Origin of the sequence: Streptomyces venezuelae, from assembly GCF_008642295.1 — a bacterium.
Taxonomy (GTDB): Bacteria; Actinomycetota; Actinomycetes; order Streptomycetales; family Streptomycetaceae; genus Streptomyces; species Streptomyces venezuelae_C.
This window is the reverse complement of record NZ_CP029190.1, coordinates 3,072,534-3,086,559: the sequence shown is the minus strand read 5'-3', so window position 1 is coordinate 3,086,559 and position 14,026 is coordinate 3,072,534. Positions and strand designations below refer to the sequence as shown.

Sequence of the window (14,026 nt, the reverse complement as noted above, 5' to 3'; positions counted from 1 at the left end):
ACGGACCGTCCTGGCCGGTGGTGCTCACCGAGGGCGAGGTTTCGCTCCGGCCGATAAAGCTGCGCGATCAGGGCGCCTGGCGTGAGGTGAACCGGCGCAACCGCGAGTGGCTGCGCCCCTGGGAGGCCACGATCCCGCCGCCCGCCCCCTGGGGGCCGGTGATCCAGCGGCCGACGTACCGGCAGATGGTCCGGCACCTGCGGGCCGAGGCGAACGCGGGCCGGATGCTGCCGTTCGTCGTCGAGTACCAGGGCCGGCTGGTGGGGCAGCTGACGGTGGCCGGGATCACCTGGGGCTCGATGTGTGCCGGCCATGTGGGCTACTGGGTGGACCGCGAGGTGGCCGGCCGGGGTGTCATGCCCACGGCGGTCGCGCTGGCCGTGGACCACTGCTTCCGCAGGGTCGGGCTGCACCGGATCGAGGTGTGCATCCGTCCCGAGAACGGGCCGAGCCGGCGGGTGGTGGAGAAACTCGGATTCCGCGAAGAGGGACTGCGTCCGCGCTATCTCCACATCGACGGCGCATGGCGGGACCATCTGGTCTATGCGCTCACTGCGGAGGAAGTCCCGGAGGGCCTGCTCGACCGGTGGCGCCGCACCCGCACATAAGACTTTCGATAATTCGTTCATTAGTTCGAATGTGGCCGCCGTGGACCGGCCTCGCCCATAACCTGATCCGAAGAATCACAAAAAAAGTCCGTGATATCAGCCGGATCGTGCGACACACCGGTCCAATTGGCCGATGCCCTCGGCCGCGTCCCTCTACGGTGTGGGGTGTGAGCAGCAGCGGCCTCATCTACGCAGTCATTGTCGGGGCCTGGGCCGCCTACTTGGTGCCCATGTGGCTCCGGAGGCAGGACGAGCTGAACGAAGCCCGTCCGACGGAACGCTTCTCCACCGCCATCCGGTTGCTTTCCGGCCGGGCGGGAATGGAGCGCCGTTACGCCAAGGAGCTGCGTGAACGCGGCGGCGAGGAGGCGGAGCCCCCCGCGGACCCGGACGCCGCGACGGAATTGGTGAATTCCGTCGACGCCGACGCCCGGGCCTTCGGCATGTCCCCGACCCGTGCGGAACCGCGGGCGCAGGCGGCGGAACGCATCGAGCGCAACCGGCGCGAACAGCGCCTCCAGGCGCTCGCCCGCCGCCGGCGCACCACCGCGCTGCTCTTCCTCGCCTTCACCCTCGGCGCCGTGGTCGCCGCCGTCGGCGGACTGCGGTTCCTGTGGGCCCCGGCCGTCCCCGCCGTGCTGCTCAGCGCGTACATCGTGCACCTGCGGGTCCAGGAGCGGCGCCGGTTCGCCTTCACCATGGACCGCCGCCGGGCCGAGGCCGCCGCGCGCCGGCTCCGCGAGAACCGGCCGCGCCGGCGCCCCGCCGAGGACACGGCCGCCGCGGGTGCCGACCCGGACCCCGCGCCACCGGTCTCCCCGCAGGAGGCCGGCCGGCGCGCGCTGGTCGAGCAGACCGATCACGCCGAGTGGGTCGACCAGCAGAAGGAACGCGAACGCGGCCCCGCCCGCGGTGACAGCTGGGAACCGGTCCCGGTCCCGCTGCCCACCTACGTCACCGCACCGGTCGCCCCGCGGGCCACCGGCTCCCCGGCGCCGGACGCCTGGAGCCCGGCCCGCTCCAGCACCGCCGAACCGACCGAGCCCCGGCTGCGCGCCCAGCGCCCGGCCCCGGACGACGCCAAACCCCAGCCCCCCACCGCCACCACCCCGCGCCCGCGGGGCCGCGACCGGGGCCGCACGCCGCTGTTCGACCAGTACGAGAGCGACGACCGCCCGCGCGCCGCGAACGAGTGAGCCATGACCTGCGCGGACGCTCCCGGATACGGATTTTGGAGCACCCGCGCGGGGATGCTAATGTTTCACACGTCGCAAGGGCCTGTGGCGCAGTCTGGTAGCGCACCTCGTTCGCATCGAGGGGGTCTGGGGTTCAAATCCCCACAGGTCCACAGACGACAGTTCCTGAGTAGCTCTCAGGAATCGTCACGAGATCCCGTTCCGCCGAAAGGCGGAGCGGGATCTCTGCGTTTCTGCGGCATGACGGTTCGCGGCTCGTGGCGCCGGTTCTCAGGTGTCCCGGTCGTAGGCTCAGCGCATGCCGACCGACGGCAGTCCGCAGGCGCCTTCTGGCCCGACGACCACCTCGCCCCGGCTCCACTCCGATCGAGGAGTTCTTCCGACTCCTGGACGACTACCGTCGACCCGTGTCCGGGTACGAGGTGATCTGCAGAGGTCGCTCGGGCACGTCGTCCTGACGGGTTGTCGGGTGGGGGCACCCGTCGGTCTGGGGTGTCAGGTTGGGTCGGCCTCGGAGGTGAGGGTCCTCAGGGTGTTGTCCAGCCAGTCCAGCTCGGTGCGGCTGGTGGTGCGGGCGATGGTGAGCAGGCCCCGGCGGAAGGGGTCGTCGAACTCTTCGGCGGCAACCGGGCGTTCGTCCTCGTAGAAGAAGCTGCTCGGCTCTCTGAGGAAGGCCTGGCGTCGGCGGAGGACGGCGGCCTGCTGGTCGGGGGCGTTCAGGTGGCGCAGGAAGGCCAGGACGGTGAACCAGTGGTTCTCGTCGCTGATCTCGACGCCGTCGGCCTCGCGCAGGCGGCGGCGCAGTTCCTCCCGGCCCGTGGCTGTCAGGGTGAGGACGTGCCGGGGTGCCGCCCGGGTGCCGGGCTCGGTCTGGCGGCTCAGCAGCCCGGCCTTCTCCAGTCGTTTGATGGCCGGATAGAGCGTGCCGTCCGCGATCGGCCGGACGTGGCCGGTGAGATGCGCTACGCGCCGCTTCAGCTCGTAGCCGTGCAGCGGCTGCTCGTACAGGAAACCCAGGATCGCCAGTTCCAACACGGCATCCATCATGCCCCACCATCTCTATATATCGATGGCGATGTATAGTCTCGCCGATGCTTTCCGAGTGATGGAGGAGAGTCATGCGCGATGCCCAGGTGACCCCCGAAGGGGCGCGAATCCGCTGGGTGGACATGCCCGGAGACCCCCGCCGTGCCACCCGTGTCTTCCTGCACGGACTCGGCGCCTCCGCCGCGCCGTACTTCGCGGCCTCCGCAGCGCACCCCGCCCTGGCGGGCCACCGCTCGCTGCTGGTCGATCTGCTGGGGTTCGGCATCAGTGACCGCCCCGCCGACTTCGGCTACACGCTGGAGGACCATGCCGACGCCGTGGCGACGGCTCTGGAGACGTCCGGGGTCCGGGCGGCGGACGTGGTCGGGCACAGCATGGGCGGCGCCGTGGCCATTGTGCTGGCCGCCCGCCATCCGCACCTGGTCGGCCGGCTCGTCCTGGTCGACGCCGCCCTCGACCCGACGCCCGTGGTGCACGGCCGGCCCGGGGTGAGCGGCATCGCCGCCTATACCGAGGAGGAGTTCCTCGCCGGCGGGTGGCGGGAGATCCGCGAGGTGGCCGGGCCGCACTGGTGGTCCACCATGCGGCTGGCCGGGCGCGAGGCCCTGTACCGCAGCGCGGTCCACCGGGCCCGCGGCACCACACCCACCCTGCGCGAACTGCTGCTGGCCCTGCCGATCCCGCGCACCTGCCTGCGGCCGAAAGCCGACCAGCCGCTTCCCGGCGCGCAGGAACTCGCCGAAGCGGGAGTCGCGGTGGTGTCGATCCCGGACAGCGGGCACAACATCATGCTGGACAACCCGGACGCCTTCGCCCAGGCCACCGCCCACGCGCTGCGAGCGGCCTGACAGACACGCCGGGAGTCGCACCGCGTGCCCGTGTCGGGGCCGGTCAGAGGCGGAAGAGGACTCCGCGCCAGGTCCAGCCCGCGGCGAGGACGGTCTGGCGCAGGGGGTCCTTCAGTTCACGGGTTTCGAAGCGGAAGGCTTCGACCCGGCGTTCGCGGCCGTCGGGGCCCTGCTGCTTCTCCCACACCCGGTACACCGCGTTCGCCGGCCCGCGGGAGTACTCACCGAGGGCCTGTGCGCCGGACGAGTTCTCCCACCGCTCGTCGAGGGCCCGCACCTCGCGCTTCGCCGCGTCGAGGCGCATCCGGGTTTGGAGCCGTACGCGCAGCTGGGGGAGCCGGCACTCGGCGACCAGGTCGCCCTCCTTCGCGGTGCCGTTGCGTACGGTGAAGGGGACGCCCGGCCCGTTGAGCGCGAGGAGCGCCGAGCGGAGCTCGAGGGCCGGCAGCGGTGCGACGCCCCCGGCGGGGCGCCGGGTGCCGAGGTAGGTGTCCAGGATGCCCATCGTGCCTCAGATCAGTGGCTTGGCCATGCAGCGGCTGGAGTCGTACGCGCGGTAGTAGCCGAACTTCGCGCACATCGCGTAGCCCTCGGAGAGGTAGAGGGCGATGGCCTCCGGCTGCCGGTCGCCGGTTTCCAGGACCATGCGGGTGCGGGCGGCGGCACGGGCGTCCGCTTCCAGTTCGGCCAGGATGCGCCGGGCCAGGCCGAGGCCGCGGGCCTCGGGTATGACGTACATCCGCTTCAGTTCCGCGTCACCGTCCGAGTAGCCCTCGGGGTTCGCCTCCTGCCGGCGCCAGCCGCCGCTGGCCACCGGGGCGCCCGCGGCGTCGTACGCCAGCAGGTAGAGGCCGTGCGGCGGGGCGAACATCGCCGGGTCGAGCGGGGTCGCGTCGCCCTCGCCCTGGTACCGCTCCTGGTATTCGAGCTGGACCTGGTCGTTGAGTTTCACCGCGTCCGGGTGGTCGTACGGCACGGCGCGGAGTTCGATCCCGTGAGACATCCGGACATCGTACGGAACCCTGCGGCTATGGTGCTGTGATGCTCATCGTGACCTCCGTGAACGTGAATGGGATCCGTGCCGCCGCCAAGAAGGGCTTTGTGCCGTGGCTGGCCGGGACCGATGCCGATGTGATCTGCCTGCAGGAGGTCCGGGCCGAGGAGGGCCAGATTCCGGCCGAGGTCCGGGCGCCCGAGGGCTGGCACACCGTGTTCGCGCCGGCCGCCGCCAAGGGCCGGGCCGGGGTCGCCCTCTATACGCGCCGGGAGCCGGAGCGGGTGCAGGTCGGGTTCGGGAGTGAGGAGTTCGACGGCAGCGGGCGGTACGTGGAGGCCGACCTGCCCGGGGTGACCGTCGCGAGCCTGTACCTGCCCTCGGGCGAGGCGGGGACCGAGAAGCAGGACGAGAAGTACCGGTTCATGGCGGAGTTCCGCGACTACCTGGCGGAGCTGAAGGTACGGGCCGCCGCCGACGGCCGGGAGGTGCTGGTGTGCGGTGACTGGAACATCTGCCACCGGGAGGCCGACCTCAAGAACTGGAAGACCAACCGCAAGAACGCCGGCTTCCTGCCCGAGGAGCGCGAGTGGCTGGGGAGCGTCTACGACGGCACCGGGTATGTGGACGTGATGCGGGAACTGCACCCGGAACAGGAGGGCCCGTACTCCTGGTGGTCCTACCGCGGGCGGGCCTTCGACAACGACGCCGGCTGGCGGATCGATCTGCACGTCGCGACGCCCGGGCTGGCCGGCCGGGCCGTGAAGGGGTTCGTGGAGCGGGCCGAGACCCATCCGGAGCGGTGGTCCGACCACGCGCCCGTGACCGTGGTCTACGAGCTCGGCTGACCTTCCGGCCGGGAGCGGGCCGCCAGCAGGCGGTCCAGCGCCATCGACAGCTCCGCCTCCACCACGCTCTTGGCCAGGGGGCGGAGCCGGCCCACCGCCTCCGGGTCCGCCACATGTGCCGAGATCAGGTCGGCGAAGAGGGCCGCCATGGCGTCCGCGTGCGCGCGGACCGTACGGCCGGTCTCCAGGACCGCCGCGAGCGGGACGCCCTCGCGGACCAGGGCCGAGGAGACGTCCAGCAGCCGGCGGCTGACGTGCACGATCTCGTCCCCGTCGGTGGCCAGGTAGCCGAGGTCCAGGGAGGCCGCCAGGTTCTCCGGGGTGACCTCGCCCTCGAAGTAGTCGGCCAGCGCCTCCGGGGTGAGGCGGACCGGGGTCTCCTCCGACCAGCCCATCCCCAGCAGCTCGCTGAGCTGGCCGACGTCACGGCCGTTTTCGAAGGCCGCCGTCAGCTCGGCGATGCCGCCCAGGGTGTGGCCGCGGTCGAGGAGGGCGGCGATGGTCCGCAGCCGGGCCAGGTGGTGGTCGTCGTACCAGGCGATCCGGCCTTCGCGGCGGGGCGGCGGCAGCAGCTTGCGTTCACGGTAGAAGCGCAGGGTGCGCACGGGGATGCCGGCCGCCTCGGCCAGCTCCTCTGTCCGGTATTCGCGTACCGTCTGTTCGTCCGCCACAGGCGCAGCCTATGGCGTACCGAGGGTAACTTTCCCCGCGCGACCCCTACCCATGAGTACGGAGAAGCTCTACTCTCCCAACCGTGCCAGTGATTGCTGGCAGAGTCTGTGAAGGGCGGCGGGCGTGGGCGAGCATGTGCGCGTGGCGGTGATCGGGTCCGGCTTCGGCGGGCTGGGGGCGGCCGTCCGGCTGCGGCGCGAGGGGATCACCGACTTCGTGGTGCTGGAGCGGGCCGACTCGGTGGGCGGCACCTGGCGGGACAACAGCTATCCGGGGTGCGCCTGCGACGTGCCCTCCCACCTCTACTCCTTCTCCTTCGCGCCGAACCCGGACTGGCCCCGCACCTTCTCCGGGCAGCCGCACATCCGCGCCTATCTGGAGCATGTAGCCGACACCTTCGGCCTGCGCCCGCACATCCGGCTGAACCACGAGGTCCGGATGATGCGCTGGGACGCCGACGCGCTGCACTGGCGGATCGAGACCTCCGGCGGGGTGCTCACCGCCGATGTGGTGGTGTCCGCCACCGGGCCGCTGTCCGACCCCAAGATGCCCGAGGTGCCGGGGCTGGCCGAGTTCCCCGGCAAGGTCTTCCACTCCGCCCGCTGGGACCACGACTACGAGCTGCGCGGCAAGCGGGTCGCGATGATCGGGACGGGGGCCTCGGCCATCCAGATCGTCCCGGCGATCGCGCCGGAGGTGGCGCGGCTCACCCTGTTCCAGCGGACCCCGCCGTGGGTGCTGCCCCGCACCGACCGGGCGATCAGCGGGGTGGAACGCTGGCTGCACCGGCAGCTGCCGTTCACCCGGGCGGCCCGCCGCGGGCTGCTGTGGGGCATCCGGGAGCTCCAGGTCAGCGCCTTCACCAAGCACCCCAAGCAGCTCGGACTGATCGAGTCCATGGCGAAGGCCAATATGGCCCGCTCGGTCAAGGACCCGGCGCTGCGGGCGAAGCTGACCCCCTCCTACCGGATCGGCTGCAAGCGGATCCTGCTGTCCAGCGAGTACTACCCGGCGCTGGCCCGCCCCAACGTGGACCTGGTGGCGAGCGGGCTCAAGGAGATCCGCGGCTCGGTGCTGGTCGCGGCCGACGGCACCGAGACCGAGGTCGACGCGATCGTCTTCGGCACCGGCTTCCACGTCACCGACATGCCGATCGCCGACCGGGTGGTGGGCGCGGAGGGCAAGACCCTCGCCGACGTCTGGAAGGACGGGATGCAGTCGCTGCGCGGGGCGACCGCGGCCGGCTTCCCGAACTGGATGACGATCATCGGCCCCAACACCGGGCTGGGCAACAGCTCGATGATCCTCATGATCGAGTCCCAGCTGAACTACATGGCGGATTACCTGCGGCAGCTGGACGTGCTCGGCGGGCGGGCGGCGCTGGCCGCCCGGCCCTCGGCGGTGCACGCCTGGAACCGGAAGGTGCAGGACCGGATGAAGCGGACCGTGTGGAACACCGGCGGCTGCACCAGCTGGTACCTGGACGCCAACGGGCGCAACACCACCGTCTGGCCGGGGACCACGGGCGAGTTCCGCCGGGAGACGCGGAGCGTGGACCTCTCCGAGTACGAGGTGCAGCGCGTCCGGGACCGGGAACCCGCCCCGGCCGCCGCTGCGAAGGCCCTCCCCGCCGAGGCCGGTGCCGCCGTTGCCGTGGAGGGTGCCGCATGAGCCGGCTGATGCATGTGACCAGCGGACCGTACGCCCCTCCCACCGCCCGCCGCGAGCTCACCGCGGTGTCCGCCGACGGGGCCCGGCTGCATGTGGAGGTGCACGGCGAGGAGGACGCGCCCGCCGTGGTGCTGGCGCACGGCTGGACCTGCTCCACCGCCTTCTGGGCGGCCCAGATCCGCGAGCTGGCCGGCGAGCACCGGGTCATCGCCTACGACCAGCGGGGCCACGGCCGCAGCCCGGCCGCCGCCGAGTACAGCACCACCGCCCTCGCCGACGATCTGGTCGCCGTCCTCAAGGCCACCCTGGGCGAGGGCGAGCAGGCGGTGGTCGCCGGGCACTCCATGGGAGGCATGACCATCATGGCCGCCGCCGCCCGCCCCGAGTTCACCGAGCGGGCCGCCGCCGCGCTGCTGTGCAGCACGGGCAGCTCCCGGCTGGTCGAGGAGGCCCTGGTGCTGCCCGTCCGGGCCGGCCGCGCCCGCACCCGGATCACCCGTGCGGTGCTCGGCTCCCGGGCCCCGCTCGGGCCCGTCACCCCGGTGGCCCGCCAGGTCCTCAAGTACGCCACGATGGGCCCCGGTTCCGCCCCCGACCGGGTCGAGGCCTGCGCCCGGATCGTGCACGCCTGCCCGACCCGGGTCCGGCACGCCTGGTCGCAGGTGCTGGCCGGGCTGGACCTGGACCACGGCGTCGGGCGGCTCACCGTACCGACCGCCGTGATCGCAGGCACCGCGGACCGGCTGACCCCGATCGTGCACGCCCGCGGCCTGGCCGCCGCCCTGCCGCACTGCGTCGGGCTCACCGAACTGACCGGCATGGGACACATGACCCCGATCGAGGCCCCCGAGGCCGTCACCCGCGCGATCCGCGAACTCGCCCGGCTGACCGGACCGACCGGGCAGAACGAGATGAAGGAGAAGGCTTCGTGAGCGCTCGCAGGAGTCTGGAAGGCCAGGTCGCCGTGGTCACCGGGGCGGCCCGCGGGGTCGGGGAGCTGCTCGCCCGCAAACTCTCCGCCCGCGGCGCGAGGATCGCCCTGGTGGGCCTGGAGCCGGAGGCCCTCAAGGAGGTCTCGGAGCGGCTGCACACCGACAGCGACCACTGGTACGCGGACGTCACCGACCACGAGGCCATGGCCCGGGTCGCCCAGGAGGTCAAGCAGCGCTTCGGCAAGGTGGACATCGTCATCGCCAACGCCGGGGTCGCGGCCGGCGGTCCGTTCGCCGACTCCGATCCGGACGCCTGGCGCCGGGTCATCGAGGTGAACCTGATCGGCGGCGCCGTGACCGCCCGGGCCTTCCTGCCCGTGCTGATGGAGAGCCGCGGCTACTTCCTCCAGATCGCCTCGCTCGCCGCGATCACCCCGGCCCCGATGATGACGGCGTACTGCGCCTCCAAGTCGGGAGTCGAGGCCTTCGCGCACAGCCTGCGCGCCGAGGTCGGCTACAAGGGGGTCCGGGTCGGGGTCGGCTACCTGTCCTGGACCGACACCGACATGGTGCGCGGGGCCGACCGGGACGAGGTGATGCGGGAGCTGCGGCAGCGGCTGCCGTGGCCGTCGAACCGGACGTACCCGCTGGGGCCGGCCGTGGACCGGATCGTGGCGGGCATCGAGCGGCGGTCGGCCCATGTGTACGCACAGTGGTGGCTGCGCGGGATGCAGTCGGTGCGCGGCTACCTGCCGGGCATCATCGCCACGGTTGGACAGCGGGAGATGAAGCGGTTCGAGCCCCGGCTGGCCGGGGTGTCCAAGGGGCTGGTGGGGGCCGGCGGGGCTGCCGACGAGCAGGAGCGGACCCACCGCACCGGCTGATCGGCGCCCGGGTTTCCGGCGGCGCCCAGGGCGCGGTTCCCCCGGCCGGGGGAACCGCGCCCCTTCCGCGTTCCCGGCCGGGCTGCCCGGCCCGGACAGGCCGGCCCGGCCCGGGCTCAGGAGCGCGGCGGCAGCTTCGGACGCCGGCCGTCCGGTACGTCCGTGTAGCCCGGCGGCACCGCGGCCGGGTTCTCCTCCAGCAGCTCCAGCGCCAGGTGCACGGCGTCGTCGAGCTGTGCGTACCGCCCCTCGGCCCAGTCCAGCGGGGTGCGCAGGACCTCCAGGTCCGGTGCGACCCCGTGGTTCTCCACCGACCAGCCGTACTCGGGGAACCAGGCGGCGTTCATCGGCACCGTGATCACCGTGCCGTCGCCCAGGGTGTGGCGGCCGGTCATACCGACCACCCCGCCCCAGGTCCGCTGGCCCACCACGGGGCCCAGCCCCAGCAGTTTGAACGCCGCGGTGATCATGTCCCCGTCGGAGGAGGTCGCCTCGTCGGCCAGTGCCACCACCGGGCCGCGGGGCGCGTTGGAGGCGTACGACACGGGCTGTGCGTTGCGGGTCAGGTCCCAGCCCAGGATCCGGCGGGTCAGCTTCTCCACCACCAGCTCGCTGATGTGCCCGCCGGCGTTGCCGCGTACGTCCACGATCAGCGCGGGCCGGGACATCTCCATCCGCAGGTCCCGGTTGAACTGCGCCCAGCCGGAGCCGCCCATGTCGGGGATGTGCAGGTAGCCGCACTTTCCGCCGCTGAGCTCGCGGACCACCGCCCGGCGCTTGGCCACCCAGTCCTGGTAGCGCAGCGGGCGCTCGTCGACCAGGGGGACGACCGCCACCCGCCGGGCCCGGCCCTCGCCCTCGGCCGGCCGGAAGGTGAGCTCCACCGTGGTGCCGCCGGCCGCGGCCAGCAGCGGATAGGGGCCGGCGACCGGGTCCACCGGCCGGCCGTCGACATGGGTGAGGACGGCGCCGTCGCGGATGCCGGTGCCGGCCAGCGGGGAACGGGCCTTGGAGTCCGAGGAGTCGCCCGGCAGGATCCGCTTGACCAGCCATTCCCCGTCCCGGCACACCAGGTTGGCGCCGAGCAGGCCGATCGGCCGCTGGTAGTGCGGCGGTCCTTCGTTGCGGCGGGCGGGGGAGACGTAGGCGTGGGAGGTGCCGAGTTCGCCGAGGACCTCGCGCAGCAGGTCGGCGAACTCGTCGGGGGAGGCGACGTGTTCGACCAGCGGGCGGTACTGGTCCAGCACTCCGTCCCAGTCGATCCCGCACATCTTCGGTTCCCAGAAGTAGGCGCGGATGATCCGCCCGGCTTCCTCGAAGGCCTGCCGCCACTCGGCTCCCGGGTCGACCTCGTGCAGGATCCGCCGCAGGTCCAGATAGACGGTCGAGTCGCTGTCGCCGGACTCGGTGGCCGGCACCGCCCGCAGGTCCCCGTCGTCGTTGACGACCAGCCGGGTGCCGTCGCCGCTGACCGCGAACCAGTCCAGGTCGGAGGCGAGTTCGGTCTTGCGGGCCTTGACGAGGTCGAAGTGCTCCAGGGTGGGTTTGCCGCTGGTGTGCTCCGGATTGGCGAAGGTCTCGCCGAGCGCGCCGGAGATCGGCCAGCGCAGCCACACCAGTCCGCCGCCGGCCACCGGGTGCAGGGCCGAGTACTTGGAGGCGGTCACCGGGAACGGGGTCACCCGGCTTTCCAGTCCCTCCATCTCCACGGTCACCGTGGCGTCGCCGGTGTCCCCTTCCAGCGGGTCGAGTCCGCCGGCGGCCGGGCGGCCCTCGGCGGAGAGGGCGAAGGGGGAGGGGGTGGCCGAGGACAGCGGCACCAGATAGGGGCGGCAGCCCAGCGGGAAGGACAGGTCGCCGGTGTGCACGTCGTACACCGGGTCGAAACCGCGCCAGGACAGGAAGGCCAGATAGCGTCCGTCCCGGGTGAACACCGGATTCTCGTCCTCGAACCGGCCGTTGGTGACGTCGACGACGGTCTGTCCGCCGGGTCCGGAGATCCGGGCCATCTTGATCTGGCGCAGCGAGCGCCCGATCCCGGGGTGCGACCAGGTCAGCCAGGCCCCGTCGGGGGAGAAGGCCAGGTCGGTGACCGGCCCGTTGATGGACCGGATCAGCTCGGTGACCTCGCCGTCGGAGTCTTCCGTTGCGTTGATCAGGAGCAGCCGTCCGTCGTCGGAGGCGATGGCGATCCGCTCCCCCTCCGGGTCGGAGACCAGTTCCAGGACCCGGCCCAGCTCGCCGGAGGCCAGCCGGCGCGGCTCCCGGTCGCCGGAGGCCCGGGGCAGGTAGGCGATCTCGATGGCGTCCTCGCCTTCAGCGTCCGTCACGTACGCGACCTGGCCGGCGGAGCCCAGCATCTCGGGCAGCCGGACCCGCACCCCGGGGGTGTCGGCGATGGTCCGGGCCGGGCCGTCCCGGTGGATGAGCCAGTAGAGGCTGCCGCGGACGGTCACCGCGCTGGCCCGGCCGGTGGTGTCCACCGCAACGCTCTGGACGTGGCTGGCGGCGGGCACCTGGTACGTACGCCGGCCCGCGCGCGGGCCGCCGAGGCGGACCGGGAGGCGGCGCGGCCGGGCGTCCGGGGCCAGGGAGTCCACCAGCCAGATCTCGCCCGCGCACTGGTAGACGATCCGCCGTCCGTCGCTGGCGGCGTGCCGGGCGTAGAACTCCTCGTGGTCGGTGTGGCGGCGCAGACCGGTGCCGTCGGGCAGGCAGGAGTAGACGTTGCCGACCCCCTCGTGGTCGGAGAGGAAGGCGATCCTGCCGCCCACGAACATGGGGGAGTCGAGGTGTCCGCCGAGGTCCTCCAGGAGCCGCTTGCCGTGCAGCCACAGCCGGCCGGTGGCGCCGCCGCGGTAGCGCTTCCAGGCGGCGGGTTCGTGCGGGGGCTTGCCGGTGAGCAGCAGCGTGTGGCGGGCCCCGGCGCCCTCTGCGTCGTGGTCCTCCTCGTGGACCGCGATGTGCGAGACCGGGCCCCACGGCAGCTTTCCACCCGGGCTGCCGTCGGTGGGCAGGCTGTAGGACCAGGCGTAGTAGGAGAAGGGCTGGCCGTGCGAGGAGACGGCCAGGATGTCGCTGCGGCCGTCCTTGTCGGGCGGGGTCCAGCCGCAGACCCGGGTGTCGGTGGAGCCCCAGTGGGTGAGCCGGCGGGCCGGGCCGCCGTCCACCGGGGCGAGGTGGATCTCGGGGTCGAGGCTGCGCCAGGTGGTGAAGGCGATGTGGCGGCCGTCGGGGGAGAAGCGCGGGTGGCCGACCCGGGTCCGGTCGACGGTGATGCGCCAGGCCCGGCCGGGGGCTTCACCGTCGGCGACCAGGGGCGCGACCCAGAGGTCGTCCTCGGCGGCGAAGCACAGCAGGTCGTCGTGCAGGTGGGGGAACCGGAGATACGCGACTTGACTCACTCCCCAATGCTTTCCGTGCAGCGGGGGCCCGGCAACTCGTACTGTTGATCCAGTCGATGGATCCGGCCAGGCGGAGCCGGTGGATCCGGTCGCGAGGCCGTCCGGTCCGGCGGCTCCCGGCGTGACGGACATTACTCCCGGAGTCGAAACGAAACGGTTTCGTTTCGGTGTGGCCGAGGGTATCGTCCTCGGTGGAGGACGGACATTTCCGAGCGGCGGGAGGTACGGAGAGATGGTCAGCCGGATCACCCCCGAGCGGGAGGCCGAGCTTCACGGAGCGGTCCTGGACCTGCTCCGCGAGGTCGGTTACGAGGCGCTGACCATGGATGCCGTCGCCACCCGGACCAAGTCCAGCAAGGCCACGCTCTACCGCCAGTGGGGGAGCAAGCCGGAACTGGTCGCCCGGGCCCTGCGCTGTACCCAGCCGGTCTCCCTCCGGGAGATCGACACCGGCACGCTGCGCGGTGATTTCGCCGTGATGGTCGAGAGTTCCGACGACGACCGGATGGCGAAGGACACCGCGCTGATGCGCGGCCTGACCCATGCCGTCCACGAAAGCCCGGAGCTCCACAAGGCGCTGCGCGAGCTGTTGGTGGATCCGGAGATCACCGGGCTCCAGGCTATGCTGCAACGAGCCGTGGACCGGGGCGAGTTGGCCCCGGACTGTCCGGCCGTGGCCTTTGTGCCGCACATGCTCATCGGCGCGTTCATCGCGTTGCCGCTGATCGAGGACAGACCCGTCGACCGGGACTTCCTGGCCGATTTCATCGAAGCCGTGGTTTTCCCCGCCCTCGGCATCTGACCACTCGCCGATCCCACAGTCCCCACTGTGTTTCCTGCTGCTCCTGACACGCCGCTCTCGTCGTCGGGCCGACTCATCACGCTCTGATCGCTGATCCCATCCCACGACTTGAACGGGGGA

13 protein-coding genes and 1 tRNA gene are annotated in these 14,026 nt (G+C 72.2%); 9 read left to right on the top strand and 5 right to left on the bottom strand.

Annotation, left to right across the window (positions count from 1 at the left end; translation table 11 throughout):
- Positions 1–17: 17 nt before the first annotated feature.
- The 3 genes from DEJ50_RS13390 to DEJ50_RS13380 all read left to right on the top strand — a co-directional run bounded on the left by DEJ50_RS13390 (position 18) and on the right by DEJ50_RS13380 (position 1,956).
- A complete protein-coding gene (locus DEJ50_RS13390; RefSeq protein ID WP_150208172.1) occupies positions 18–608 on the top strand; it encodes a GNAT family N-acetyltransferase in 591 nt (196 codons plus the stop codon).
- A 167-nt stretch (positions 609–775) separates the two neighbouring features.
- Positions 776–1,804: a hypothetical protein gene (locus tag DEJ50_RS13385; RefSeq protein ID WP_150208170.1), complete on the top strand. Its 1,029-nt coding sequence runs from the start codon at positions 776–778 to the stop codon at positions 1,802–1,804.
- A gap of 78 nt (positions 1,805–1,882) precedes the next feature.
- Positions 1,883–1,956: transfer RNA gene (locus DEJ50_RS13380), tRNA-Ala, on the top strand.
- Between the two features lie 343 nt (positions 1,957–2,299).
- On the opposite strand, the gene DEJ50_RS13375 is transcribed toward DEJ50_RS13380, so the two are convergent.
- Entirely contained in the window at positions 2,300–2,848 is a 549-nt protein-coding gene (locus DEJ50_RS13375) for a PadR family transcriptional regulator (protein WP_150212105.1), read from the bottom strand.
- Between the two features lie 74 nt (positions 2,849–2,922).
- Between DEJ50_RS13375 and DEJ50_RS13370 the strand changes: the two genes are divergently transcribed.
- On the top strand, positions 2,923–3,699 hold the full coding sequence (locus DEJ50_RS13370; protein ID WP_150208168.1) for an alpha/beta fold hydrolase: 777 nt from the start codon (positions 2,923–2,925) through the stop codon (positions 3,697–3,699).
- 43 nt (positions 3,700–3,742) lie between these two features.
- On the opposite strand, the gene DEJ50_RS13365 is transcribed toward DEJ50_RS13370, so the two are convergent.
- Positions 3,743–4,204 carry a hypothetical protein gene (locus DEJ50_RS13365; protein WP_150208167.1) on the bottom strand — a complete coding sequence of 154 codons (462 nt, stop codon included), beginning with the start codon at positions 4,202–4,204 and terminating at the stop codon, positions 3,743–3,745.
- 6 nt (positions 4,205–4,210) lie between these two features.
- The gene (locus tag DEJ50_RS13360; RefSeq protein ID WP_190344453.1) at positions 4,211–4,702 is read right to left on the bottom strand and encodes a GNAT family N-acetyltransferase; all 492 of its coding nucleotides are present in this window, start codon (positions 4,700–4,702) and stop codon (positions 4,211–4,213) included.
- 38 nt (positions 4,703–4,740) lie between these two features.
- Here DEJ50_RS13360 and DEJ50_RS13355 point away from each other — a divergent pair, with 38 nt between their 5' ends.
- Entirely contained in the window at positions 4,741–5,541 is an 801-nt protein-coding gene (locus DEJ50_RS13355) for an exodeoxyribonuclease III (RefSeq protein ID WP_150208165.1), read from the top strand.
- On the opposite strand, the gene DEJ50_RS13350 is transcribed toward DEJ50_RS13355, so the two are convergent.
- Positions 5,526–6,212 carry a MerR family transcriptional regulator gene (locus DEJ50_RS13350; protein WP_150208163.1) on the bottom strand — a complete coding sequence of 229 codons (687 nt, stop codon included), beginning with the start codon at positions 6,210–6,212 and terminating at the stop codon, positions 5,526–5,528. The two genes, DEJ50_RS13355 and DEJ50_RS13350, sit on opposite strands and share 16 nt — an antisense overlap.
- A 124-nt stretch (positions 6,213–6,336) precedes the next feature.
- Here DEJ50_RS13350 and DEJ50_RS13345 point away from each other — a divergent pair, with 124 nt between their 5' ends.
- Genes DEJ50_RS13345 through DEJ50_RS13335 form a run of 3 tightly spaced genes read left to right on the top strand, consistent with a single transcriptional unit; the run spans position 6,337 to position 9,700 of the window.
- Positions 6,337–7,884 (top strand): flavin-containing monooxygenase, encoded by a 1,548-nt coding sequence (locus DEJ50_RS13345; protein ID WP_150208162.1) that lies wholly within the window; start codon positions 6,337–6,339, stop codon positions 7,882–7,884.
- On the top strand, positions 7,881–8,816 hold the full coding sequence (locus tag DEJ50_RS13340; protein WP_150208160.1) for an alpha/beta fold hydrolase: 936 nt from the start codon (positions 7,881–7,883) through the stop codon (positions 8,814–8,816). The genes DEJ50_RS13345 and DEJ50_RS13340 overlap by 4 nt, the downstream gene beginning before the upstream one ends.
- The gene (locus tag DEJ50_RS13335) at positions 8,813–9,700 is read left to right on the top strand and encodes an SDR family oxidoreductase (RefSeq protein ID WP_150208158.1); all 888 of its coding nucleotides are present in this window, start codon (positions 8,813–8,815) and stop codon (positions 9,698–9,700) included. Before DEJ50_RS13340 ends, DEJ50_RS13335 begins: the two co-directional genes overlap by 4 nt.
- Before the next feature lie 116 nt (positions 9,701–9,816).
- On the opposite strand, the gene DEJ50_RS13330 is transcribed toward DEJ50_RS13335, so the two are convergent.
- Complete coding sequence (locus tag DEJ50_RS13330; protein ID WP_150208157.1) at positions 9,817–13,104, bottom strand: S41 family peptidase; 3,288 nt, start codon at positions 13,102–13,104, stop codon at positions 9,817–9,819.
- Between the two features lie 232 nt (positions 13,105–13,336).
- On the opposite strand from DEJ50_RS13330, the gene DEJ50_RS13325 reads away from it, so the two are divergent.
- Positions 13,337–13,906: a TetR/AcrR family transcriptional regulator gene (locus tag DEJ50_RS13325; protein ID WP_150208155.1), complete on the top strand. Its 570-nt coding sequence runs from the start codon at positions 13,337–13,339 to the stop codon at positions 13,904–13,906.
- Positions 13,907–14,026: the final 120 nt, after the last annotated feature.

Excerpts from the sequence above, each read along its gene's own strand:
- DEJ50_RS13375 (WP_150212105.1), bottom strand. The coding sequence starts at position 2,848 with ATGGATGCCGTGTTGGAACTGGCGATCCTGGGTTTCCTGTACGAGCAG.
- DEJ50_RS13370 (WP_150208168.1), top strand. The coding sequence starts at position 2,923 with ATGCGCGATGCCCAGGTGACCCCCGAAGGGGCGCGAATCCGCTGGGTG.
- DEJ50_RS13365 (WP_150208167.1), bottom strand. The coding sequence starts at position 4,204 with ATGGGCATCCTGGACACCTACCTCGGCACCCGGCGCCCCGCCGGGGGC.
- DEJ50_RS13360 (WP_190344453.1), bottom strand. The coding sequence starts at position 4,702 with ATGTCTCACGGGATCGAACTCCGCGCCGTGCCGTACGACCACCCGGAC.
- DEJ50_RS13355 (WP_150208165.1), top strand. The coding sequence starts at position 4,741 with ATGCTCATCGTGACCTCCGTGAACGTGAATGGGATCCGTGCCGCCGCC.
- DEJ50_RS13340 (WP_150208160.1), top strand. The coding sequence starts at position 7,881 with ATGAGCCGGCTGATGCATGTGACCAGCGGACCGTACGCCCCTCCCACC.
- DEJ50_RS13325 (WP_150208155.1), top strand. The coding sequence starts at position 13,337 with ATGGTCAGCCGGATCACCCCCGAGCGGGAGGCCGAGCTTCACGGAGCG.